The sequence below is a fragment of the Pseudarthrobacter phenanthrenivorans genome (assembly GCF_000813845.1).
Classification (GTDB): domain Bacteria; phylum Actinomycetota; class Actinomycetes; order Actinomycetales; family Micrococcaceae; genus Arthrobacter; species Arthrobacter phenanthrenivorans_B.
This window is the reverse complement of record NZ_JWTB01000042.1, coordinates 22059-41911: the sequence shown is the minus strand read 5'-3', so window position 1 is coordinate 41911 and position 19853 is coordinate 22059. Positions and strand designations below refer to the sequence as shown.

Sequence of the window (19853 nt, the reverse complement as noted above, 5' to 3'; positions counted from 1 at the left end):
TGGGGGAAACCATGACTTTTTACGGCGCCGACATCAGCCAGTTGCGGGCACTGGCCAAGGCGGCTGACCAGGCCGCGTCGCTGCTGAGCAGCCGCGCCGGGTCCCTGCACAGCCAGATCCAGTCCGCGCCCTGGAAGGGCCGGGACGGAGAACGTTTCCGGCAGGAGTGGAGCGCCAGCCACCGCCCCAGCCTGGACAAAGTGGTGGCCAGCCTCCGGGAGAACTCCAAAATCCTGATGAAGCACGCCGACGAGCAGGAAAAGGCGTCCACCGCGGGGACCGGCTCCGGCGGCAGCACCTGGGACCGGATCACCTCCCTGGCTGCCCAGGCCAGGGAGTGGCTCAAGGAAAAGGCCGAGGCCGCCAGGGCGGCAGCCGAACACCGGAAGGAACTTGAAGCCGGGCTGGACCGGATGCTCAACGCCGGCCCGGAAGAGCAGTCGAAGTGGTGGGCCGGCCTGTCCGCCGCCGACCGGGCCTACCTGATCCAGGGTGAAGGCAGCGACGGCCCGTTCGCCGAGGACCTCATGCGGATGGACGGCGGCATTCCCGCCTCGGCCCAGCAGCTGGCCAAGCAGCACCTGCAGGAACTGGCGCGGGCGGACATCCCGGTCTACTCCGAGACCGGCAAGGCTTCCATCGAGGCACGTGTTGCGTGGGTCCACGGCGGCGCCGAGGTGGGCACCGAGGTGGTGGAGAACGCCGACGGCTCGGCCACCATGAAGGTCTACGGAAACATGGGCCTGGGCGTCAACGACACCACCGGAACCGCGGGGGCCACGCTCACCGGCGAGGTCTCCCGGGAATACACGTTCGCCAGTGTGGAAGAGGCCATGGCTGCCCGCGAACAGATGTACCGCGACCTTCCGCCGGACAGCATCGGCGACATCAAGGACGTGGCCGGCAACCCGCCCGGGTACATCCTGGACACGATCAACGAGGCGGCCAAGGACAATGGCTCCTCGGGGCAGACGGACAAAGCCAAGGGCACCTTCTCGCTGGACGCGTCGGGGGAGTCCGGGACGGCATCCGGCAGTGCCAAGCTCGACCTTGCCTACGAACGGAACCTCACCGATGGCACCTCCACCGCCAGCGGCGAGGTCTCCGCCCAGGGCAAGCTCAACCTGGACGGCCGGGTCTTCGAAGCCTCCGGCAAGGGCGGCCTGCAGGTCAACCTGGACAAGGGCAACAACATCGACTCGGTGTCCGTCTCGATGGACGGCACCGTGGCCCAGGGCGTTACCTCCGGCGTGAAAACGGAGGCCGCCAAGTTCGACTCCACCGTGACCGCAGGCACCCAGGGCACGGTCAGGATCGACGTGGACTACTCCGCGGAAAACCGCCCGGTCATCGACAGCTATTTGCGCAACATCGCCCTGGGCAATGAGGCCGGCGCCGCCCGCGATGCGGCCAGGCTGTACGAGGCCGGCTCGGCCACCATCCAGGTGAACTCCGTGGTGACGGCAACCAACGAGGCAGGGTTCGACGTCAAGGCGGGCGAGGTCAAGGTCTCCACCGAGAACCAGGCCACCACCAATGTGTCCACGTACTATAAAGTCCCCAACGACACCAAGCTCGAGAGGCTCTGAAACCAATGTCAGTGCACATCGAATCCCCGCTGGGCTTCACCGCAGACTTCCCCGAGCACACCCAGGTCCTGGACGATTCCACGGCCGGACCCAACAGCGGGCAGTATGGCCTGCCGGGCGGCGTCCTGGTCACCGTGATCAAGGACGATACCTCCGTACAGGATGCGCCCCAGGCCACCGGCTGGGCGCACCTGCTGTCAGGCTTCTACCTTGAGGACCGCGGGGGCACCCTCCTGGCGGAGGGTGGGCTGGACCTGCCCGGCAAGGACGCTTATGCCGTGGTGGTGGGATACGACGACGACGGCGGGCCGGCCAAGGTGGCAGCCACCGTAGGCGTGTGGGAAAGCGGGCGGTTCATCGGCGTGGTGGTCATCTGGCCATACCTCAACCCCGAGGCCGAACCCCGGCTGGACATGCTCAGGAGGATCGTCGGTTCGATCAGCGTGGGCTGACCCTGCTCCCCGTCCCCTTAGGCCGGTCCTGACCGGGCATTGACCAGGGCTTCAGCAGGGGCTGCAGCAGGGCTTTAGCGGCGCCGGTAGCAAAGATCGAAAATGAGCCGGCCGGCCTCGTGGGCCTTCGCTTCGAAGCTGGTCCGGATCCTGCCCTCGAAGCGGGGAGCCCAACCGCCGGTCTCGTCCACACCCTCATTGGGGCCGGTGTGTTCGGTGCTCACGGGAGCCCGGCCCTCACGGACGGGCGCGCCGCCAACCACCGTTTCGACGCCGGACTGCCATACCTGCGTCAGCGGGCTTTCGGGTCCACGGCGCTCGCCGGTATGAAGGTTTTCAAAGTCGTCGGAGCCGGCCATGACGTCCCGGACATGCACGGCGTAGTTGGACCAGTCCGTGGCGATGCGGAAGAGTCCGCCCGGCTTCAGGGCGCGCGCCGCCAGGCGGCTGAACTCCGGCTGGATGAGGCGGCGCTTGTGGTGCCGCGACTTGTGCCACGGATCCGGGAAGAAGACCCACAGTTCGCTGACAGACCCTTCGGGCAGCATGGTGGCCAGTACTTCCGGGGCATTGGCCTCCACCACCCGCACGTTTTCGAGGCCGCGGCTGTTGATCTTGATGATGGTGTTGGCCAGCCCCGGCGTGTACACCTCCACGGCGAGGAAGTTCGTGTCCGGGTTTTGCTCGGCCGCGTGGCAGATGGCATCGCCCAGTCCCGACCCGATCTCGACGATGAGCGGAGCCTCCCGGCCAAACTCGGCGGCGGCATCAAAGGTGTAGTCGGGGTGGACCGAGGTGTTGGCCACGTGCCGCGGAACATCGATGGCCCACCGCTCTGCATGCTCGGCCCATGCTGCCTGCCGGCGGCCCTGGAGCCTGGTGCCGCGGCGCACGAAGCTCACCGGACGGCCGCCGTAGGTGCCAAAGGAGGCCTGGGTTCCGGGCGTGACAGGCCTGGGGACATGCGGCTGCTGGGGGTTTTCGGGGGATTCGCTCATCCCTTCCAGAATAGCGCCGCGGGGACGGCGGAAGACCGGGGCGCCCGGAATACGCCTGCGCCGTGGTGCTGCGGGTCTGCAACGCTGGCAGGCAGACGCTCAGAATACGCCGACGAGGTCGAGGGCCGGACCGAGTGCCAGGGCGAAGACCACGCCGCAGATGCACAGGGCAACTGCCGCCGCGGACCGGCTTCCAGAGCCGCGGGGCAACTGGTTCAGCACGGGGAGTGCCAGCCGTAGCCCGAGCGAGGCGAAGAGGAGCGGCAGGCTGAAGAACAGGAAAGGAGCCACCCATGGAGTGCGGGAGTAGCCGTTGTCCGAATAGGTCAGGAGCATGGCCAGCCCGGCGAACGGCCCGGTCAGGAACATGCTGACCGGGGCAAGGATTGCCAGGACCAGGCTGTTCGTCCCTTTGTGGCCCGGGGCTCCCTGCGGCTGGCCGGGGCCGTTGTGGAAGGGAGGCGGCCCTGTCCCGTCCGGCGGTGCGGGGCGTGAATCCGGCTGCGGTGTAGTTTCCATGGTGCTCCCGTGGGTTGGTGCGGCCAGAGGCCAGGCCGCGACTGGCTCCAACGTACGAAGCCGCGGGGAGCGCCGGAAGGCCAAGCCGTCCGTATGTGGAAAACCCGCGCCCGACCGGACGCCTGCAAGAATGGGCGGATGACGGACGCAACGAATGCCGGCGCAAGGGAGCAGCGGCGAAGGGCAGCTTCCGGGGAAGCCGGGGAGGGGACCCGGACGGGCAGCAGCCGCGTGGACCTCAGCACCCTGGTGGACGCGGAGATCGATGAACTGCCGGCAGCGGAACCCACCCGCACGGGCAGCCGGCGCGCCCTGGCCTACCTGGGCGTCTGCCTGGTCCTGATCGGCCTGAACCTCCGCAGCGTCTTTTCCAGCCTCTCGGCGGTCCTTCCGGAGGTGACCAGCCAGGCTGGCCTGCCGGGCTGGTCCGTAGTGGTGCTGACCACCGTTCCCGTGACCTTGCTGGGTGTCTTCGCCCCGCTCGCCCCTGTCCTGGCCCGACGCTTCGGCGCCGAACGGGTGCTGCTGGGCGCCATGGCACTGCTGACGGCCGGGCTCCTGCTGAGGCCAGTGGACGCGGGGCCGGCCACAGCCGCAGGCCACCTGCCCGCCCTCCTGCTGGGCACCGCGGCCTGCGGCGCCGCGATAGCCCTCTGCAATGTGCTGCTCCCGGGCCTGGTCAAGCGCGATTTCCCGCACCGGCTGGGACTCATGGGCGGGCTCTACACCACAGCGATTTGCGCCTCTGCGGCCCTCGGCGCCGGCTTCACGTACCCCGTCTACACGGCGACGGGGGAGTGGACCAAGGCGCTGTGGGTCTGGGCGCTGCCTGCCGCCGTCGTGCTTCTGCTGTTCCTGCCCGTCGCCGTGCGGCAGGGGACGGTCCGGCACCAGGCGGTCCGGGACGGGGTGAATGTGTGGCGCTCGTCCGTGGCCTGGCAGGTGACCATCTTCATGGTGCTGCAGGCCATGATGTCCTTCAGCGGTTTCGCCTGGCTGGCGCCCATCCTCCGCGAGCGCGGCGTTGACGGGGCGACGGCCGGCCTGATCGTTGCCGTGTGCATCGTGCTGCAGATGCTGGGGTCCCTGTTCGCACCGGCGCTCGCCGCACGGTTCCGGGACCAGCGCGCCATCAACACGGTGGTTGCGCTGATGACGGGCAGCGGTTTCGTGCTGAGCATCCTGGGCCCGCTGGACCTGGTCTGGGTGTGGGCCGGGCTGCTGGGCCTGGGGCAGGGAAGCCTCACCGCCTGTGCGCTGACCCTGATCATGCTCCGCACCCGCGACGGGCATACCGCCGCCCACCTGTCCGGCATGATGCAGGGTGTTGGCTATGGGGTGGGCTCCACCGGAACGCTCATGGTGGGGCAGCTGCACCAGGCCACCGGGTCCTTCGTTCCTGCGGGCATCCTGTTCACGGTGGTGGGGCTGCTCGCGGCCGTGTTCGGCTACCGGTCCGGCCGCAACCGGTACGTGGGGTAGGGGCTGCCATGCGGGACTCCACGCTGCCCACCGCCCATGCTGCCTCGGGGATCTTCCGGCCCCCGTACGTGTGGGTCACCACCGGCACCTGCGCGCTGGTGTTCCTGTCCGCGTTCGAATCCCTCGCCGTGACCACCATCATGCCCCTGGTCAGCCGCGAACTGAACGGCGGAAGCCTCTACGCCCTGGCCTTCGCCGGCCCGATGGCCACCGGGGTCATCGGCATGGTGGGGGCCGGCAACTGGTCAGACCGGCGCGGGCCTGCCATGCCGCTGTACGCCTCTGTGGCACTGTTCGTCGCCGGGCTGCTGATCGCGGGCACCTCGGTTTCCATGCCCATGCTCGTGGCCGGCCGCCTGATCCAGGGGCTGGGCGGCGGCGCGCTCACCGTGGCGCTCTACGTGCTGGTGGCCCGATTCTTCCCCGGCACGCTGCACGCCAGGATCTTCGCCGCGTTCTCGGCCGCCTGGGTGATCCCGTCGCTGGTGGGCCCCTTCGCCGCCGGCGTCGTGGCCCAGGTCTTCAGCTGGCACTGGGTGTTCCTCGGCGTCGTGGGCCTGGTCCTCCCGGCCCTGGCGATGATCGTGCCCGTCCTGCGCGGGCTCAGCAGCGCCGAAGAGGCGCCCCGACCGGAACAAACCCAGTGGGACCTCGGTCGGCTGGGCTGGGCGGTGCTGGCCGCGCTCGCGGTGCTGGGGCTGAACCTCTCCGCCGACATCAGCATCCCCGCCTTCCCCCCGGCTACGGCACTCCTGGCGATCGCCGCCGTCGTCCTGGCGCTGGTGGCCGTCCGGCCGCTGGTCCCCGTGGGCACCCTGGCCGCTCACCGCGGACTACCCAGCGTGATCCTGGTGCGGGGCTTTGCTGCAGCATCATTCTTTGGCGCGGAGGTCTACCTTCCGTACCTGCTGATCGACCGCTACGGATTCCCGCCCACCCTGGCGGGCCTGACCCTGACCGGCGGGGCGCTGGCATGGGCCGGCGCCGCGGCGGTGCAGGGCCGGCTTGGCTCCCGGCTGTCCCACCGGGTGGCGGTCCAGGTGGGATCGCTCATGGTCCTGGCGGCGATCCTCCTGGCCCTGGCCACCACGGCGCTGCACTGGCCGGCCGCAGCCGCGATCGCCGGCTGGGTGGTGGCGGGCGGCGGCATGGGCCTGCTGTATCCACGCCTGAGCGTCATGACCCTGGCGCTGTCCACCAAAGAGAACGAGGGCTTCAACAGCTCTGCCATGTCCATTTCGGATTCCCTCGGCGGGGCGCTTTCGCTGGCGGCCACGGGAATTGTCTTCGCGGCCTTCACGACGCCGGTCCAGTCCTTCGCGGGCGTGTTCGCCTTCACCGCGGCCATCGGGGTGGCAGCGGCGGCGGTTGCGCCGCGGGTCAGTGGCAAGGAACGGCCGGGAACCTAGGGCAGGCGGGTGGCGCGCAGCACGACGTCGGCGATGGTCGCTTCCTGTCCTTCGGGTCCCGTCACCGGCCGCTCGCGGCTGGTCAGGACCTCAATCTGCCACTCCGGCCCGCCCAGGCCGAGTTCGCGGACCAGGTCGTCGGCCGTATAGAACATGTCCCGGTGGTTGTGGTGGTCTGCACCCCACGGCGGCAGTCGGTCCGGGTGGTGGCCCACCACCAGCAGGGTGCCGCCGGGCTTGACGGCCGAGGCAGCGGTCCGCAGCGGGATCCGCCAGTCGAGTTCCTGCGAATGCAGGAACTGAGCGGTCACAAAATCGTAGGCGTCGCCGGGCTGCCACTGCGTCAGGTCCGCTTGCTGCCAGGTGATCCGGCTGCGGATGTCCCCGTTGGAGGCGTTCACGCTTTCGCGTGCCAGCTCGGCCAGCTCGTGCGAGTGCGCCCGTTCCAGGGCCACGGCGGAAACGTCGACGGCGGTCACGGACCAGCCCTGCTGGGCAAGCCAGATGGCGTCCGCGCCTTCGCCGCAGCCCAGTTCCAGCGCCTTGCCCGGTCGGAGTCCGCCGGCTTCGCGGACCAGTTGCGGATTGGGTTTCCCGCTCCAGAGCCGTGTTTTGCTGCGGTACCGCTCGTCCCACACCGTTGCGGGACTGATGCCGCCGCCATCCGGCTCCGGGGCCCCGCCGCCGTCGTCCCCGTGGTGCCGGTGTGCCTGGTTCGGGTGCGCTTCGTTGTGCTGCGTCTCCTGGCCCTGCTCCGGGTGTTCGCTCATGCTCCAACACTGCCCCGCCGTGCCCCTGAAGGCAACGGCCGGACGGTGGCCGGGCGGCGGGATGCTAGACTGGTGGAACTTGATGTGCAGTGATGCCGCCTGCTCCGATCTGGAGAACCTTTCCAGGGAGTGGGCATTTTTCATGTGAGAGGCACATCCTGCGTCGATGAACGCGTTCCATTTGGTCCCGGCCGGCTGTCCTTTTTACAGCGCCCGGTTGATCACCTGACTTTTCTTCGGCGAAACCCCTGGTCCAACCGGCATCGGGGGCCGATATCCGCCCGGATACCGCCAGAAAGACCGTAAAAAACTACATGACTACTTTTGCTGCCCTCGGTACTCCCAAGGCCCTTGCAGACACCCTTTCAGCCCAGGGGATTGTTGAACCGTTCCCCATCCAGGTGAAGACCCTTCCGGACACGCTGTCCGGCCGTGACGTCCTGGGCCGTGGCCGGACCGGCTCCGGTAAAACCATCGCTTTCGCCATCCCGCTTGTAGCAAGACTCGCTGAGCGGGAAGCCAAGCACTTCCGCAAGCCCGGGCGCCCCATGGGCCTGGTCCTGGCACCCACCCGTGAACTGGCAACCCAGATCAACGCCACCATCGAACCGCTGGCCAAGGCCGCCGGCCTGAACACCACCGTGATCTACGGCGGCATCTCCCAGGCACGCCAGGAGAAGGCGCTGCGGGCCGGCGTCGACATCGTCATCGCTTGCCCCGGCCGCCTGGAGGACCTGATCCGCCAGCGCATTCTCACCCTCGAAGCGGTGGAGATCACCGTCCTGGACGAGGCAGACCACATGGCCGACCTCGGCTTCCTGCCCGTGGTCAAGAAGCTCATGGACATGACCCCCAGCCAGGGACAGCGGCTGCTGTTCTCGGCAACCCTGGACAACGGCGTGGACAAGATCGTCCAGCGCTACCTGTCCAACCCGTTGACGCACTCCGTGGACGACCCGCAGGCAGCGGTGACCACCATGGAGCACCACGTCCTGGTGGTCAACGACCAGACCGTCAAGAAGCAGCTGATCGTGGAGCTCGCCTCCGGCGCCGGCCGCCGGGTCCTCTTCATGCGGACCAAGCACCACGCCCGCAAGCTGGCCAAGACCCTGACCGACGCCGGCATCCCCGCCGTGGACCTGCACGGCAACCTGTCGCAAAACGCCCGCGACCGGAACCTGGCCGAGTTCTCCAACGGTGACGTCCGCGTCCTGGTGGCCACCGACGTGGCCGCCCGCGGCGTGCACGTCGACGACGTCGAACTGGTCATCCACGTGGACCCGCCCACCGAGCACAAGGCGTACCTGCACCGCTCCGGCCGCACCGCCCGTGCCGGTTCGGACGGCACGGTGGTCACCCTGACGCTGCCCGAGCAGCAGACCGACGTGAAGAAGCTCATGAAGGCCGCCGGCGTGGACGTCAGCTTCGAGCGCGTCACCGCCAGCTCACCGATCGTTGCCGAACTCGTGGGCGAGATCGCCGAGAAGGTGGACCCGCGGACCCGCGCCGCGCTGCTGGCAGCCAAGGCCCAGAAGCAGGGCGGGGGCACCTCCACGGGCGCCAACGCCGAACGCAAGCGTGCACGCCGCCAGGCTGCGCCGTCCGCCGGTGGCCGTGGCGGCCGCGGTGGCCGGGGCAAGGTCTCGGCCGAGCCGGTCCGCGCCGATGTTCCCCGTGCCGAGCGCCGGGCTGCAGCCTTCGAGGGCCGCACCGAAGCCCGCGCCGCCTTCGACCGGGTGGCTGAGCAGAACGAGGACCGCGCCGTGGCAGCAGCTGCCGCCCGCCGCAATGCCCGCGGCCGCGGAACCGCAGGCACCCACCGCAACGACGTTCCCGCAGCAGGTGGCCGCTCATCGGCCGGCCGCGGATCGGACGGACGTGCAGCAGAGGGCCGCGGCGATTCCCGGATCACCCGCAGCGCCGCTCCCCGCGGCGGCACCGGCCGTCCCGCAGCGGGCGGACGCCCGGCGTCCGCCGTGTGGTCCTCCAACACCGGCGGAACGTCCGGTGGGTCCTACGGTTCGGGCAGCGGCTCTTCCGGCAACGGCGGCTCAGGCCGCCCGGCCCGCTCCGGCCCGCGCCGCGCATCAGCCCCGGCGTCCAACGAGCGCCGCGGCCGCTAGAACTGCCTTTTGAGCGGGCCCGCCTTTGAGGTGGGCCCGCTCAGCCGTTTAAGGCGATTTACCAGCCGCGGGCGCGCCACTCTCCGAGGTGCGGCCGCTCCGCACCCAGGGTAGTGGGCTTGCCGTGGCCGGGATGGACGACGGCGGTGTCCGGGTAGGCGTCGAACAACCGCTCCGTGACATCGGACAGGAGCCGGGCGAACCGTTCCGGTTCCTGCTGGGTGTTGCCCACGCCGCCCGGGAAAAGCGAGTCGCCGGAGAAGATGTGCGCAGGCCCTTCCGGGTCCTGGTACACAAACGCGATCGAGCCGGGCGTATGGCCGCGCAGGTGCACCGCCGCCAGCTCAAACCCGTCCACGGCCACCTTGTCCCCGTGCCCAAGCCGCCGGTCCACCGCAACGGGCAGCGCATCGGCGTCGTCCGCGCCGGCGGCGGTGGGCGCCCCGGTTGCTTCCACCAGTTCCCCGAGCGCCCGCACATGGTCCCAGTGCTGGTGCGTGGTGGCGATCAGGGCGAGGTGCGCCGGTGCGGCGCTGTCCCCGGCGCCATCGGCCAGCAGTTGCCGGATGGCGGGCAGGTCGTCCGCGGCATCGATCAACAGCTGCGCACCGCTCTCCTTGGCAGTCAGCAGATACACGTTGTTGTCCATCGCACTGACGGAGATGCTGCGGATGGTCAGGGCCGGCAGGTCGTAAAGAAGCGAGTCCATGATCGTCAGCCCAGGGACGGCTGCAGGTCCAGCGGAAGGGAGCTGGAGTAGACCTGTTTGGTTGGCGGCCCGGCCAGGATCTCGTGGAGCGCGCTTTTGCCTTCCGGCGTTGTCCGCCAGGCGGCGTAGTCGTCATGGTCCTGGGTGGTGGCCCAGGTTTCCACCACCAGGATGTGGCAGGGGTCGGCGTCGTCAACCAGTGCCTCGATGCCTTGGTTGCCTGGCCAGGCATGGGTGGCGGCGAGGGTTTCGGAGAGGTACTTGGCGGCGTCGTCCCGGCGCGCGGGGTCGATCCGGACTTCGAAGTGCACGATGGCAGTCATGGGGCTCCTTGGAGTTGCAGTCGAATACGTGGTTTCTGCTTACAGGGTGACGCGCTATTCGCGCCCCTCGGACACCCACGTGGGATCCGCGGAACGGGAGCCGACGACGGCGTCTGAGGCTGCGTCGAGAACCTCCAGGTGCGCCGGGGTGAGGTCCAGGGCCAGGGCGCCGAGGTTTTCGTCGATCCGCGCGGCCTTGCGGGTGCCCGGGATCGGGACGACCGGCAGGCCGAGCCGGCCGCCCTGGGCCAGCAACCATGCCAAAGCCACCTGCGCGGGCGTCGCATCCAGCTGGTCCGCCACGTTCCGGACCGCGTCCACCACCGCCTGGTTGGCGGCCGCCGCGTCCGGGGCGAAGCGGGGGATGTTCCGCCGGAAGTCCTTGGCGCCCAGGCTCGTGGTATCCACCGTTCCGGTGAGGAAGCCGCGGCCCAGGGGGGAGTAGGGGACGAAGCCCGTGCCGAGGCCGGCGGCGGCCGGGACCACGTTGCGCTCCACGTCGCGGCTCCAGATGGACCACTCACTTTGGACGGCGGCGATCGGGTGCACCGCAGCAGCGTCCTGCAGCTCCTGTGCCGTCACCTCGGACAGGCCCAGGTGCCTGACCTTCCCCTGCTTCACCAGTTCCGCCATGGCGCCCACCGTTTCCTCGATCGGAACCCGGACGTCACGGCGGTGCATGTAGTACAGGTCGATCACGTCGGTGCCCAGCCGCTGCAGGCTGCGTTCCACGGCCTGCCGGACGTACTCCGCGTCGCCCCGGATGTCCGTGTAGCCGTCGGTCGGCGTGCCCACCAGGGCGAACTTGGTGGCCAGCTGGACCTCGTCCCGCCGGTCCTTGAACAGCTGCGAAATCAGTTCCTCGTTGCTGCCGCCGCCGTAGATGTCCGCGGTGTCGATGAAGCTGACACCGGCGTCCACCGCGTGGTGCAGCGTCCGCAGTGCCTCGGCCGGGTCGACGTCGCCGTACACGGGGGTCAGCGCCATGCCGCCGAAGCCGAGGGGGCTGACGGCCAGGCCATCGCCGAGCTGGACAGTGTTGCCGCGGTCACTGGGTAGGTGTGCCATGGGTGCTCCTTGTCGTTTCGTGCATGAACTGCGTCGTTGGTTGCCTGTGCCGGACGGTCGGCTACAGCCAGGGGATGATGCGGCCGGCGGCCGCACGGGTGGCCTGGATCAGCCGGGCATTTGCCTCGTCCGGCCCGTTGGCCCAGGCTGCGGCGGCGTCCTGGTCCATGCCGAACGAGACATGCCGGTCCACCAGGCGCTGCAGCCGGAGCTGCGGCGGGGTTTCAATGAACCAGGTCTCGTCCAGCTGGGCACGGACCTCTTTCCACGGCTCCCGGTCCACCAGCAGGTAATTGCCTTCGGTGATGACCAGCGGGACCTCGGCCGGGACTGCAATCGAGGCGGCCACCGGTTCGTCAAGGGTGCGCCGGAATTCCGGGGCGTACACCACTGCCTCGTCCCGGCGCGCCAGGCGGCGCAGCAGCGAAAGGTAGCCGCCGCCGTCGAACGTGTCGATGGCTCCTTTCCGTTGCCGCAGCTCAGTCCCCTCGATGATGGCGTTGCCCAGGTGGAAGCCGTCCATGGGGACCACCACAGCGGTGCCGGGGCTGAACTGTTCCAGGAGCCAGGCGGCCAGCGTGGACTTCCCGGCCCCGGGCGCGCCGGCAACGCCAAGGATGGTCCGGGTACCGGGAGCCAGCCTGCGCCGCAGCGCGTCCACCGCCTGGGCAAGTTCGGGGGAGTCCATGTCCACAGCCTAGTCACTGCTGGGGGCGGGCGCCGGGTCCTTTGCCGGCAACGCCTTCAGGCCCGCCGCGCAGCCCACGATGCCGGCGATGAACAGCAGCTTCAGGACGCTGAACGGCTCCACGCCGGTGGCCATCGCCCAGCCCACGGTCAACGCCGCGCCGATCCCCACCCACACGGCGTAGGCCGTGCCCAGGGGGATGGTCCGGATGGCCATGCCCAGGCCCAGCATGCTCAGGGTTGCGGTGCCGGCGAAGACCAGCGTGGGCAGCGGCCTGGTGAAGCCGTCGGAAAGGCCGAGCGCCGTGGCCCAGACCGCTTCGAGGACCGCGGAGGCCAGCAGGACCAGCCACGGAACTGAACGCCTGATCATCAGGCCACCACCTTCAGGCCCACGACGCACATGGCGATGCCGGAGAGCAGCAGGAGGCGCACCGCCGTCGGACGCTCCACCCTGCTGGCCATTGCGTAGGTCGAGGTGAGCACCACTCCGACCCCCACCCATACGGCGTAGGCGGTGCCGGTGGGGATCGTCTGCATGGCGACGGCAAGCCCACCGGTGCTGGCCGCGACGGCTGCGAGGAAGAGGAGCGCCGGCCCGGTCCTGCGGCGGCCGGAGGCCTGTGAGGCGCGGTGCAGTGCCGCGGCCCAGACCGCTTCCAGCGCCCCCGAGAGAATGAGGATTAACCAAGACATGACCAGATCCTTTGGCCAGTCTTGTCGCGTGCCGGGTACTGAACCGTCGTCCGGAGGCTCGGGTGCGGAGCCTTGGCTTCCAAGGTAGCAAGGCACGACGGCGGCGGGCCACCCTTGGTGCCCAACCTCACCACCCGCGCTGGGCGAGCAGCCTTTCGACCCGCTCCGGCGCGTAGAGGCTCTCCTCCACCAGCCGGCAGAGGCCCACGGCCGTGGCCTTGCGGCTGTCCGCGGGAACGATCTCCAGGTCCACCAGGGACGGTTCAAAGGCATCCGCAAGGATCTGCTGCCGGCACGCCGCCAGGAAACCGGGCAGGACACCCACCAGCCCGCCCACGGCCACCCGGCCCGGGTTGAGCGTTCCCACCATCGCGGCGAGGGCCCGGCCCAGCACCTTTCCTGCCCCGGCGACGGCGTCCCGTACCTCCTGGTCTTCGGCCGCAGCCTCGACGAACCGGCGCAGCGTCCCATAGTGCGCGAATTGCGGGGAAGCCAGCAGCGCGCGGCCCGAAGCCACTGCTGCCAGGCAGCCGTCCCTGCCGCAGCGGCACCGGCAGCCGGCGGCCTCCGGAATCCGCACGTGTCCGATATCCCCGGCCGCCCCATGCGCGCCGCGCACCAACGAACCCCGGACAATGATCCCGGAGCCGATTCCCGTGCTGACCTTCACCGCAACAATGGAATCCGTGGGGCCGCGGACCTCGCCCACTGCCATGGACCGTGCATCGTTTTCCAGCAGGACGGGGCAATCGAGCCGCGACTCCAGCGCATCCTGCAGGCTTTGGAGGTCCCAATGGGCAAGGACGGTCCGCTCCAGGCCCAGGCGGTGGAGGGGGTCCACGGGGGCGGGCAGCCCTGCTCCCGCTCCCACCGGCTGCCTGCCGTCGAGCAGCCGCAGCGCCTCGCCGACCACGTGGTCCACCACGGCATCCTGGGCGCTGGCGATGTCCACCGGGATGCGGACGGAGGCCAGCGCCTCCCCGCTGAGGGCGAGCAGGTTGATGCCGGCGTGGGTGTGGCCGATCTCAAGGCACACCACTACTTTGTCCCGGTCATCGAACCGGAGCGAGCGGGGCGGCCGGCCGCGCTGGCCGCGCAGGGGTGTGGATTCGTAGACGAGGCCTGCGGCGAAGAGGGCATCGAGCCGCTCGTAGAGGGTGGACCGGGCCATTCCCGTCAGTTCAAGCAGGTCTGCCCGGCTGTATCCCGCGGGGTTTGAGCGCAGCAACTGAAGGAGGTGCCCGGCGCTGGTGGCGGGGCCCGCCGGCTGCGGTGTTGGCTCACCCATCAAGGTCCGCTGCTCCGTCATCGGCCCGGTTTCCTCTCCAGGGCGGGCGCGCGGCCGGCAGCCCTGGTCATTGACGTGATTTGCACCACACAATTATGATCGATCATCAGACAAAAAACCTAGCAGCCCTCACCCCCAGGAGGCTCTAATGTCCGTTACCGCGCACCACGACGTGAGCCGGCGAACGTTGCTGAAGGGGGGCCTGACGGTACTGGCTGCCGGACCGGTGCTGGCAGCCTGCGGGGTCAACACCAGCGGAAGCGGCGGGAAGGGCTCGGTCAGCTTCCTCTCCACACAGTTCGCACCGGTGGAGGAACGCCAAAAGTACGAGGCCACCCTCAAGAAATTCGCGGGGGACATCAGCGTGGCCTACAACCCCGTCGACACGGGCGTCTTCAACACCACCCTGAAGTCCCAGCTCGCCGCCGGAAAGGTCGAAGTGGGGATCGCCGGCGGGCTGCACGGCGACCTGGCCCCCTTCGCTTCGCAGTTGGAGGACCTCAGTTCACTGATGAATGACCTGTCCTCGGCCGGCTACTCCAAGGACGTGGCCGAACTGGCCAAACTGGGCACCGACGTTCCCCGGTACATCCCCTGGATCCAGGCCACGTACGTGCTGGCCATCAACAAGAAGGCGCTGCAGTGGCTTCCCTCCGGAGCGGACGTCAACAAGCTCACCTACGACCAATACCTGGCGTGGGCGAAGGCCGCCAAAGACGCCAGCGGACGCCCCGTCTTCGGCCTGCCGGCCGGCCCCAAGGGACTGCACCACCGCTTCTACCAGGGCTTCCTGCTGCCGAGCTTCACGGGCGGGCAGATCACTACCTTCCGCAACCCGGATGCCGTGAACGCGTGGACCTACATGCGCGAGCTCTGGGCCAATACAAACCCCGCCTCCACCAACTACGACTTCATGCAGGAGCCCCTGGGCAACGGCGAGGTCCTGGTGGCCTGGGACCACGTGGCGCGGCTGATCAACGCCGTCAAGGACAAACCGGACGACTGGCAGATGGTTCCCGCCCCCTCAGGGCCCAAGGGCAGGGGTTATCTCCTGATTGTCGGCGGCATGGCGGTGCCGAAGGGCTCCCCCGAGAAGGACAAGGCCTTCGACCTCATCAAGGCGCTGTCCAAGCCCGAGGCACAGATTGAGACGCTGAAGTCCAACTCATTCTTCCCGGTGGTGAAAACGGACATCGGCGGAGACCTCCCCGGCGGCGTTGCCCTCGAAGCTAAGGCCGTCAAGGCGCAGCAGGAAGCCTCCGATGCCCTGCTCGCGCTCCCGCCCGTGGGCCTGGGTGACAAGGACCCGCAGGTCTCCCAGCTCTTCAAGAACTGCTTCCAGGAAATCTGCCTGAACAACTCGGACGTCAAGGCCACCCTGGACCGGCAGGGTGCGGAACTGGCCAAGATCATGGACAGCCTCAACGTCCCGTGCTGGGCACCTGACCCCAAGATGTCTCCCTGCAAGGTCGCGTGATGGCCGCCCCGGATGCGCCGGCCGCCGCCAGGCCGCATGTTCCCCCTGCCGGCCCCAAAGCCCGTGCCCCCAGGCGGAAGGGAAACCCGGCGGCACTGCTGCTGATCGCCCCGTCGATCGTGTTCATGACGCTGCTCTTCGGCTGGCCGATGGTCAGCGGCATCCTGCAGGCCTTCGGTGGGCCGGAGGGCCTGACCACCGCCAACTTCTCCCGGATGGTAGAGGACCCCTACTTCTGGTCCTCCGTTGGCAACACGCTGCTGCTCATCGTGGTGATGATTCCCATCCAGTTCGTCCTGGCGCTGGCCATGGCCCTGCTGATCCGGGCCAAGCCGCGGGGGGCGTCTGCCTACTTCTACATCTGGGCCATCCCGCTGGCAGTCAGCGACCTCGCCGCCGGCCTGGTCTGGCTGACCGTGTTCACGGACCGCGGCTACCTCAACTCGCTCCTGGCGTCTGTTGGCGTGCAGCCGGTTTCGTGGCTGGCCTATGACAACTACCCGTCCATGTTCGGTGCCGTGCTCATCGCAGAAGTCTGGCGCGCCACTTCACTGGTGTTCGTCATCGTCGTGGCCGGGCTGCAGTCCATCCCGAAGGACTATGAGGAGGCGGCCGGTGTTTTCGGCGCCAGCTTCTGGAACCGGCTGTGGCACGTCACCTTGCCGCTGCTGCGCCCCAGCCTCCAGACGGCCCTGATCCTGCGGACCATCCTGGCCTTCCAGACCTTTGCGGTGGCACTCGCCCTCACGGGCCAGAACTTCCCGCTGGTGGTTGGCGAGACGTACCGGTGGTACACCGGGCTGCAGGACCCCAACGTGGCCTCGGCCCTTGCCCTGGTGGTCATGGCCGTGTCCATGGTGACCGCCGTGGGCTACCTGAAACTCCTGAGGGACCAGACGGAGGCGGCGCGATGAGCCACGCCACGACATCAAGGACTGCTGCTGCCGGGGCCGCCCGGCCCGAGCCGGGGGTGGACCGCAGGCCCCTTGCGCGGCAGCGCCGCAACCGGGTGCTGCTGCAGGTGGCCTGCATCCTGATCACCCTGTTCATGGCCGTGCCCATCTACCTGATTGCCCTGGCCGCAATGTCCAGCCGGCAATCGCTGCAGAAGTTTCCGCTCAGCTTCATCCCGGACAACTTCTCCACCGAGACCATGCAGACGTTCCTGCAGTCCACCGGCATCCTGGGCGGCCTCATCAACTCCGTCCAGGTGGGCGTGTTCACCCTGGTGTTGTCGCTCCTGATCGGCGTTCCCGCAGGCTACGCGGTGGCCCGCTTCGCCTTCCGCGGCCGCGAGCCCTACCAGCTGTTCCTGCTGTTCACCCGGGCCCTGCCGATCGTCGTGCTGTCCGTGCCGCTGGCCCAGCTCTTCCTGCAAACGGGGCTGTATGACAGCGTGCCCGCCGTCGTCCTGCTCCACACCGCCCTGGCCCTGCCCACCACCATCCTGATCACCGCCTCGGTGTTCCTGGGCGTGCCCCGGGATGTGGAGGAGGCGGCGCGGATCTTCGGCTGCAGCCCCGTGCAGGCCTTCGTCAAAGTGGTCCTGCCCATGGCCATACCCGGCATCGCGGCCGCCTCCATCTTCACCTTCGTCATGTCCTGGAACGAAGTCCTGGGCGCATCGATCCTGACCCTGAACCAGCGCACCCTTCCCGCCCAGGTCCTTAGCTCCCTCTCCGAATCACCATTGGCATACCGCTTCGCCGGCGGTTTCCTGCTGGTGGTCCCGGCCCTGGTGTTCATCTTCTTCATGCGCCGCTACCTCACCAACATGTGGGGCTCCACCATCCGCTGATCGCGTCCCAGAGAGGCCGTCCCATGGCTGACATCTCCATCAAGGGCCTGCACAAGACCTACCCGGGCAGCACTGAGCTGGCCACCAACAACGTTTCGCTGGAGGTGGCCGAAGGTGAGTTCATGGTGCTGCTGGGGCCCTCCGGCTGCGGAAAGACAACCCTGCTCCGCATGGTCGCAGGCCTGGACTTCCCGGACCAGGGCAGCATCGCCATCGGCGGCAGGGACGTGACCTACCTGCCGCCGCAGGACCGCAACCTTTCCATGGTGTTCCAGTCCTACGCCGTCTTCCCGCACCGCATGGTCCGGACGAACATCGCGTTCGGGCTGATGATGAAGAAGCTCCCGCGGGAGGAGATCGAACGGAAGGTGGCCTGGGCGGCGGACCTGCTGCAGCTCAGCCCCTACCTGGACCGGTATCCCGCCCAGCTCTCCGGCGGCCAGCGGCAGCGCGTTGCCGTGGCCCGCGCCATCGTCATGGACGCCGACGTGCTGCTCATGGACGAGCCCCTGTCCAACCTTGACGCCCTCCTGCGCCTGGACTTCCGTGCCGAGCTGAAGAAAATCGTCCAGCAGCTCGGTTCCACCACCCTCTATGTCACCCACGACCAGGTTGAGGCAATGAGCCTCTCGGACCGGGTTGCCGTGATGAAGAAAGGCCAGATCGCCCAGCTCGGCCATCCAATTACGGTGTATGAGGAGCCGGCGGACCGCTTTGTGGGCGGTTTCATCGGCTCACCGCCAATGAACTTCCTGGACGGACGCATCACCCCGCAGGGGGCCCTGGAAGTGGGCGGCCAAAGCATCGCGGCACCGGAATTCCTTGCCCGGGCAGCGGCGCGGACGGGTGGCGCCCCGGTGATGGTGGGCATCCGGGCAGAGAACATTTCCCTTGCGCAGCCCGGCTCGGAGGGTACCCTTGACGCGGGCGTGGAGGTGGTGGAGCCGCTCGGGCACGCCACGCTGCTGACCGTGGACCTGGGCGGCCAGGCCGTCAAGGTCCAGGTGCCCTCCACGGCGCGGGTGTCGGCGGGCGACACCGTGGGACTGCTCTTTGAGCAAAGCGCCCTGCGCTTCTTTGATACGGAAACCCAACTGGGGCTGACGGCGTGACGGCAGGGGCGGACGCCACGCGCTATCCGGTCCGCGACCTGGCGGACATGGGCCGGCGGGCCAGGGATGTCCTGGCCGCGAATGACCTCGGCACCATGGTCACCGCAGCACCGAACCTCTACCCGCACATGTGGAGCTGGGATGCTGCCTTTGTGGCCACCGGCCTGTCCACCATGAGCGTGGAAAGGGCCCTGCAGGAACTGGACCACCTGATCGCGGCGCAGTGGAAGAGCGGGATGATTCCGCACATTGTCTTCTCCAATGTGCCCGGCTACTTCCCGGACGTCGAGCGGTGGGGCACCCGCGGGGTGTCCCCCGAAGGGGTCCAGTCGAGCGGTATCTGCCAGCCACCCGTCCATGCCACGCTGCTGCGCCGCATCGTGGAGCGTGCGACGGCGGCCGGCGGCGGGGACGCCCGGCTCGCCGAAGACTTCATCCGGCGCACGTTGCCGCAATGGATCCGCTGGCACGCCTGGCTCCGCGGCAGCCGCGGCGCCGACGGCTCCGGGCTGCTCACCATCTATCACGGCTGGGAGTCCGGGATGGACAACTCGCCCCGGTTCGACGGCCCCTACTCGAGGGTCCGGCCCGGCGACATGGAGCCCTTCGTCCGGACGGACACGCTGAAGGTCACGGACCGGAGCCAGCGCCCCAGTGACGAGGAGTACGCCAGGTACCTCTGGCTGGTGAAGCAGATGGCCGATGTCCGGTTCGACGATGCCCGGCTTCCGGACGTGATGGACTTCCAGGTTAAGGACGTATTCATGTCCGCCATCTTCGCGGCGGCCAACGAGGACCTGGCCGTGCTGGCGGAACACATCGGCCTGCGCGGGGACGCGGCCCGGCTGCGGGAATGGGCCCGGGAGTTCCGGGACGGCGTGGATGCCTCCGTCGATGAAGGAACAGGGCTGGCCCGGGACCGGGACGTGCTGACCGGCGAATGGATCGGGCTGCCGACCATGGCAGGGTTCGCTCCGTTGATCTCCACAGCGGACGGGCCCCTGCTGCGGCGCCAACTGGAGATCTTCGAGGGGCCGGACTGGACCGGAGACCCCCGGCTTGCCTTCCCGCTGCCGGCCTCAACTTCCACCACCTACGGGGGCCTTAGGCCACGGCAATACTGGCGGGGGCCCGTCTGGCCCGTCATGAACTGGTACCTGGCGGAATGCCTGCGCAGGCGCGGCGACGACATGCGGTACCGGCGGCTGCGGGAAGCCTCCCTTGCCCAGCTGATGGAAGGCCACTTCGCGGAGTATTACGAGCCGTTCACCGGCGAGCCGCTGGGCAGCATGGACCAGTCCTGGACGGCGGCCGTGGCGCTGGAGTGGCTCGCCGATCCAGGCGGGGGCTGAC

The 19853-nt window shown here is 68.8% G+C and carries 20 protein-coding genes and 1 riboswitch; of the genes, 10 read left to right on the top strand and 10 right to left on the bottom strand.

Going from position 1 to position 19853, the window contains the following annotated elements:
* The first annotated feature begins 11 nt into the window (after window positions 1-11).
* Window positions 12-1589, top strand: coding sequence for a hypothetical protein (locus RM50_RS18550; RefSeq protein ID WP_043455792.1), 1578 nt, complete (start codon window positions 12-14; stop codon window positions 1587-1589).
* 5 nt (window positions 1590-1594) lie between these two features.
* Window positions 1595-2041, top strand: coding sequence for a hypothetical protein (locus tag RM50_RS18545; RefSeq protein ID WP_043455789.1), 447 nt, complete (start codon window positions 1595-1597; stop codon window positions 2039-2041).
* Window positions 2042-2115: 74 nt separating this feature from the next.
* Here the strand turns inward: RM50_RS18545 and trmB are convergent, their stop codons facing one another.
* Both trmB and RM50_RS18535 read right to left on the bottom strand, forming a co-directional pair.
* Window positions 2116-3039: a tRNA (guanosine(46)-N7)-methyltransferase TrmB gene (gene trmB, locus RM50_RS18540; RefSeq protein ID WP_043455787.1), complete on the bottom strand. Its 924-nt coding sequence runs from the start codon at window positions 3037-3039 to the stop codon at window positions 2116-2118.
* A 99-nt stretch (window positions 3040-3138) separates the two neighbouring features.
* Window positions 3139-3558: a hypothetical protein gene (locus tag RM50_RS18535; RefSeq protein WP_043455785.1), complete on the bottom strand. Its 420-nt coding sequence runs from the start codon at window positions 3556-3558 to the stop codon at window positions 3139-3141.
* Between the two features lie 138 nt (window positions 3559-3696).
* Between RM50_RS18535 and RM50_RS18530 the strand changes: the two genes are divergently transcribed.
* Both RM50_RS18530 and RM50_RS18525 read left to right on the top strand, forming a co-directional pair.
* Entirely contained in the window at window positions 3697-5040 is a 1344-nt protein-coding gene (locus RM50_RS18530; RefSeq protein ID WP_043455783.1) for an MFS transporter, read from the top strand.
* Window positions 5041-5048: 8 nt separating this feature from the next.
* Window positions 5049-6449 (top strand): MFS transporter, encoded by a 1401-nt coding sequence (locus RM50_RS18525; protein ID WP_205622304.1) that lies wholly within the window; start codon window positions 5049-5051, stop codon window positions 6447-6449.
* Here RM50_RS18525 and RM50_RS18520 read toward each other — a convergent pair.
* Entirely contained in the window at window positions 6446-7219 is a 774-nt protein-coding gene (locus tag RM50_RS18520) for a class I SAM-dependent methyltransferase (protein ID WP_043455858.1), read from the bottom strand. The two genes, RM50_RS18525 and RM50_RS18520, sit on opposite strands and share 4 nt — an antisense overlap.
* A 314-nt stretch (window positions 7220-7533) precedes the next feature.
* On the opposite strand from RM50_RS18520, the gene RM50_RS18515 reads away from it, so the two are divergent.
* Entirely contained in the window at window positions 7534-9342 is a 1809-nt protein-coding gene (locus tag RM50_RS18515; protein WP_052260362.1) for a DEAD/DEAH box helicase, read from the top strand.
* Between the two features lie 58 nt (window positions 9343-9400).
* Here RM50_RS18515 and RM50_RS18510 read toward each other — a convergent pair whose 3' ends face one another.
* From RM50_RS18510 to RM50_RS18480, 7 genes are all read right to left on the bottom strand, one after another.
* Complete coding sequence (locus tag RM50_RS18510; protein WP_043455778.1) at window positions 9401-10051, bottom strand: MBL fold metallo-hydrolase; 651 nt, start codon at window positions 10049-10051, stop codon at window positions 9401-9403.
* Window positions 10052-10056: 5 nt separating this feature from the next.
* Window positions 10057-10374: a putative quinol monooxygenase gene (locus RM50_RS18505; RefSeq protein ID WP_043455775.1), complete on the bottom strand. Its 318-nt coding sequence runs from the start codon at window positions 10372-10374 to the stop codon at window positions 10057-10059.
* Window positions 10375-10428: 54 nt separating this feature from the next.
* Entirely contained in the window at window positions 10429-11442 is a 1014-nt protein-coding gene (locus RM50_RS18500) for an aldo/keto reductase (protein WP_043455773.1), read from the bottom strand.
* A 61-nt stretch (window positions 11443-11503) separates the two neighbouring features.
* Window positions 11504-12130, bottom strand: coding sequence for a nucleoside/nucleotide kinase family protein (locus RM50_RS18495; protein WP_043455856.1), 627 nt, complete (start codon window positions 12128-12130; stop codon window positions 11504-11506).
* 9 nt (window positions 12131-12139) lie between these two features.
* Window positions 12140-12502, bottom strand: coding sequence for a DMT family transporter (locus RM50_RS18490; RefSeq protein ID WP_043455771.1), 363 nt, complete (start codon window positions 12500-12502; stop codon window positions 12140-12142).
* On the bottom strand, window positions 12502-12825 hold the full coding sequence (locus RM50_RS18485) for a DMT family transporter (RefSeq protein WP_043455769.1): 324 nt from the start codon (window positions 12823-12825) through the stop codon (window positions 12502-12504). The genes RM50_RS18490 and RM50_RS18485 overlap by 1 nt, the downstream gene beginning before the upstream one ends.
* A gap of 10 nt (window positions 12826-12835) precedes the next feature.
* A riboswitch (guanidine-III (ykkC-III) riboswitch) is annotated at window positions 12836-12901 on the bottom strand.
* Between the two features lie 51 nt (window positions 12902-12952).
* On the bottom strand, window positions 12953-14134 hold the full coding sequence (locus RM50_RS18480) for an ROK family transcriptional regulator (protein WP_043455767.1): 1182 nt from the start codon (window positions 14132-14134) through the stop codon (window positions 12953-12955).
* 127 nt (window positions 14135-14261) lie between these two features.
* Between RM50_RS18480 and RM50_RS18475 the strand changes: the two genes are divergently transcribed.
* The 5 genes from RM50_RS18475 to ggh are packed head-to-tail and all read left to right on the top strand — an operon-like array spanning window position 14262 to window position 19852.
* Window positions 14262-15590: an ABC transporter substrate-binding protein gene (locus tag RM50_RS18475; RefSeq protein ID WP_043455765.1), complete on the top strand. Its 1329-nt coding sequence runs from the start codon at window positions 14262-14264 to the stop codon at window positions 15588-15590.
* Window positions 15590-16504, top strand: a complete 915-nt coding sequence (locus RM50_RS18470; RefSeq protein WP_052260360.1) for a carbohydrate ABC transporter permease — start codon at window positions 15590-15592, stop codon at window positions 16502-16504. Before RM50_RS18475 ends, RM50_RS18470 begins: the two co-directional genes overlap by 1 nt.
* Entirely contained in the window at window positions 16501-17388 is an 888-nt protein-coding gene (locus RM50_RS18465) for a carbohydrate ABC transporter permease (protein ID WP_043455763.1), read from the top strand. Before RM50_RS18470 ends, RM50_RS18465 begins: the two co-directional genes overlap by 4 nt.
* A gap of 23 nt (window positions 17389-17411) precedes the next feature.
* The gene (locus RM50_RS18460) at window positions 17412-18500 is read left to right on the top strand and encodes an ABC transporter ATP-binding protein (RefSeq protein WP_043455760.1); all 1089 of its coding nucleotides are present in this window, start codon (window positions 17412-17414) and stop codon (window positions 18498-18500) included.
* On the top strand, window positions 18497-19852 hold the full coding sequence (gene ggh, locus RM50_RS18455; RefSeq protein WP_156133916.1) for a glucosylglycerate hydrolase: 1356 nt from the start codon (window positions 18497-18499) through the stop codon (window positions 19850-19852). The genes RM50_RS18460 and ggh overlap by 4 nt, the downstream gene beginning before the upstream one ends.
* Window position 19853: the final 1 nt, after the last annotated feature.

Excerpts from the sequence above, each read along its gene's own strand:
- RM50_RS18480 (WP_043455767.1), bottom strand. The coding sequence starts at position 14,134 with ATGACGGAGCAGCGGACCTTGATGGGTGAGCCAACACCGCAGCCGGCG.
- RM50_RS18530 (WP_043455783.1), top strand. The coding sequence starts at position 3,697 with ATGACGGACGCAACGAATGCCGGCGCAAGGGAGCAGCGGCGAAGGGCA.
- RM50_RS18545 (WP_043455789.1), top strand. The coding sequence starts at position 1,595 with ATGTCAGTGCACATCGAATCCCCGCTGGGCTTCACCGCAGACTTCCCC.
- RM50_RS18550 (WP_043455792.1), top strand. The coding sequence starts at position 12 with ATGACTTTTTACGGCGCCGACATCAGCCAGTTGCGGGCACTGGCCAAG.
- RM50_RS18460 (WP_043455760.1), top strand. The coding sequence starts at position 17,412 with ATGGCTGACATCTCCATCAAGGGCCTGCACAAGACCTACCCGGGCAGC.
- RM50_RS18470 (WP_052260360.1), top strand. The coding sequence starts at position 15,590 with ATGGCCGCCCCGGATGCGCCGGCCGCCGCCAGGCCGCATGTTCCCCCT.
- RM50_RS18495 (WP_043455856.1), bottom strand. The coding sequence starts at position 12,130 with ATGGACTCCCCCGAACTTGCCCAGGCGGTGGACGCGCTGCGGCGCAGG.
- RM50_RS18485 (WP_043455769.1), bottom strand. The coding sequence starts at position 12,825 with ATGTCTTGGTTAATCCTCATTCTCTCGGGGGCGCTGGAAGCGGTCTGG.
- RM50_RS18510 (WP_043455778.1), bottom strand. The coding sequence starts at position 10,051 with ATGGACTCGCTTCTTTACGACCTGCCGGCCCTGACCATCCGCAGCATC.
- RM50_RS18525 (WP_205622304.1), top strand. The coding sequence starts at position 5,049 with ATGCGGGACTCCACGCTGCCCACCGCCCATGCTGCCTCGGGGATCTTC.
- RM50_RS18490 (WP_043455771.1), bottom strand. The coding sequence starts at position 12,502 with ATGATCAGGCGTTCAGTTCCGTGGCTGGTCCTGCTGGCCTCCGCGGTC.
- trmB (WP_043455787.1), bottom strand. The coding sequence starts at position 3,039 with ATGAGCGAATCCCCCGAAAACCCCCAGCAGCCGCATGTCCCCAGGCCT.
- RM50_RS18520 (WP_043455858.1), bottom strand. The coding sequence starts at position 7,219 with ATGAGCGAACACCCGGAGCAGGGCCAGGAGACGCAGCACAACGAAGCG.
- RM50_RS18465 (WP_043455763.1), top strand. The coding sequence starts at position 16,501 with ATGAGCCACGCCACGACATCAAGGACTGCTGCTGCCGGGGCCGCCCGG.
- RM50_RS18500 (WP_043455773.1), bottom strand. The coding sequence starts at position 11,442 with ATGGCACACCTACCCAGTGACCGCGGCAACACTGTCCAGCTCGGCGAT.
- RM50_RS18505 (WP_043455775.1), bottom strand. The coding sequence starts at position 10,374 with ATGACTGCCATCGTGCACTTCGAAGTCCGGATCGACCCCGCGCGCCGG.
- RM50_RS18475 (WP_043455765.1), top strand. The coding sequence starts at position 14,262 with ATGTCCGTTACCGCGCACCACGACGTGAGCCGGCGAACGTTGCTGAAG.
- RM50_RS18535 (WP_043455785.1), bottom strand. The coding sequence starts at position 3,558 with ATGGAAACTACACCGCAGCCGGATTCACGCCCCGCACCGCCGGACGGG.
- RM50_RS18515 (WP_052260362.1), top strand. The coding sequence starts at position 7,534 with ATGACTACTTTTGCTGCCCTCGGTACTCCCAAGGCCCTTGCAGACACC.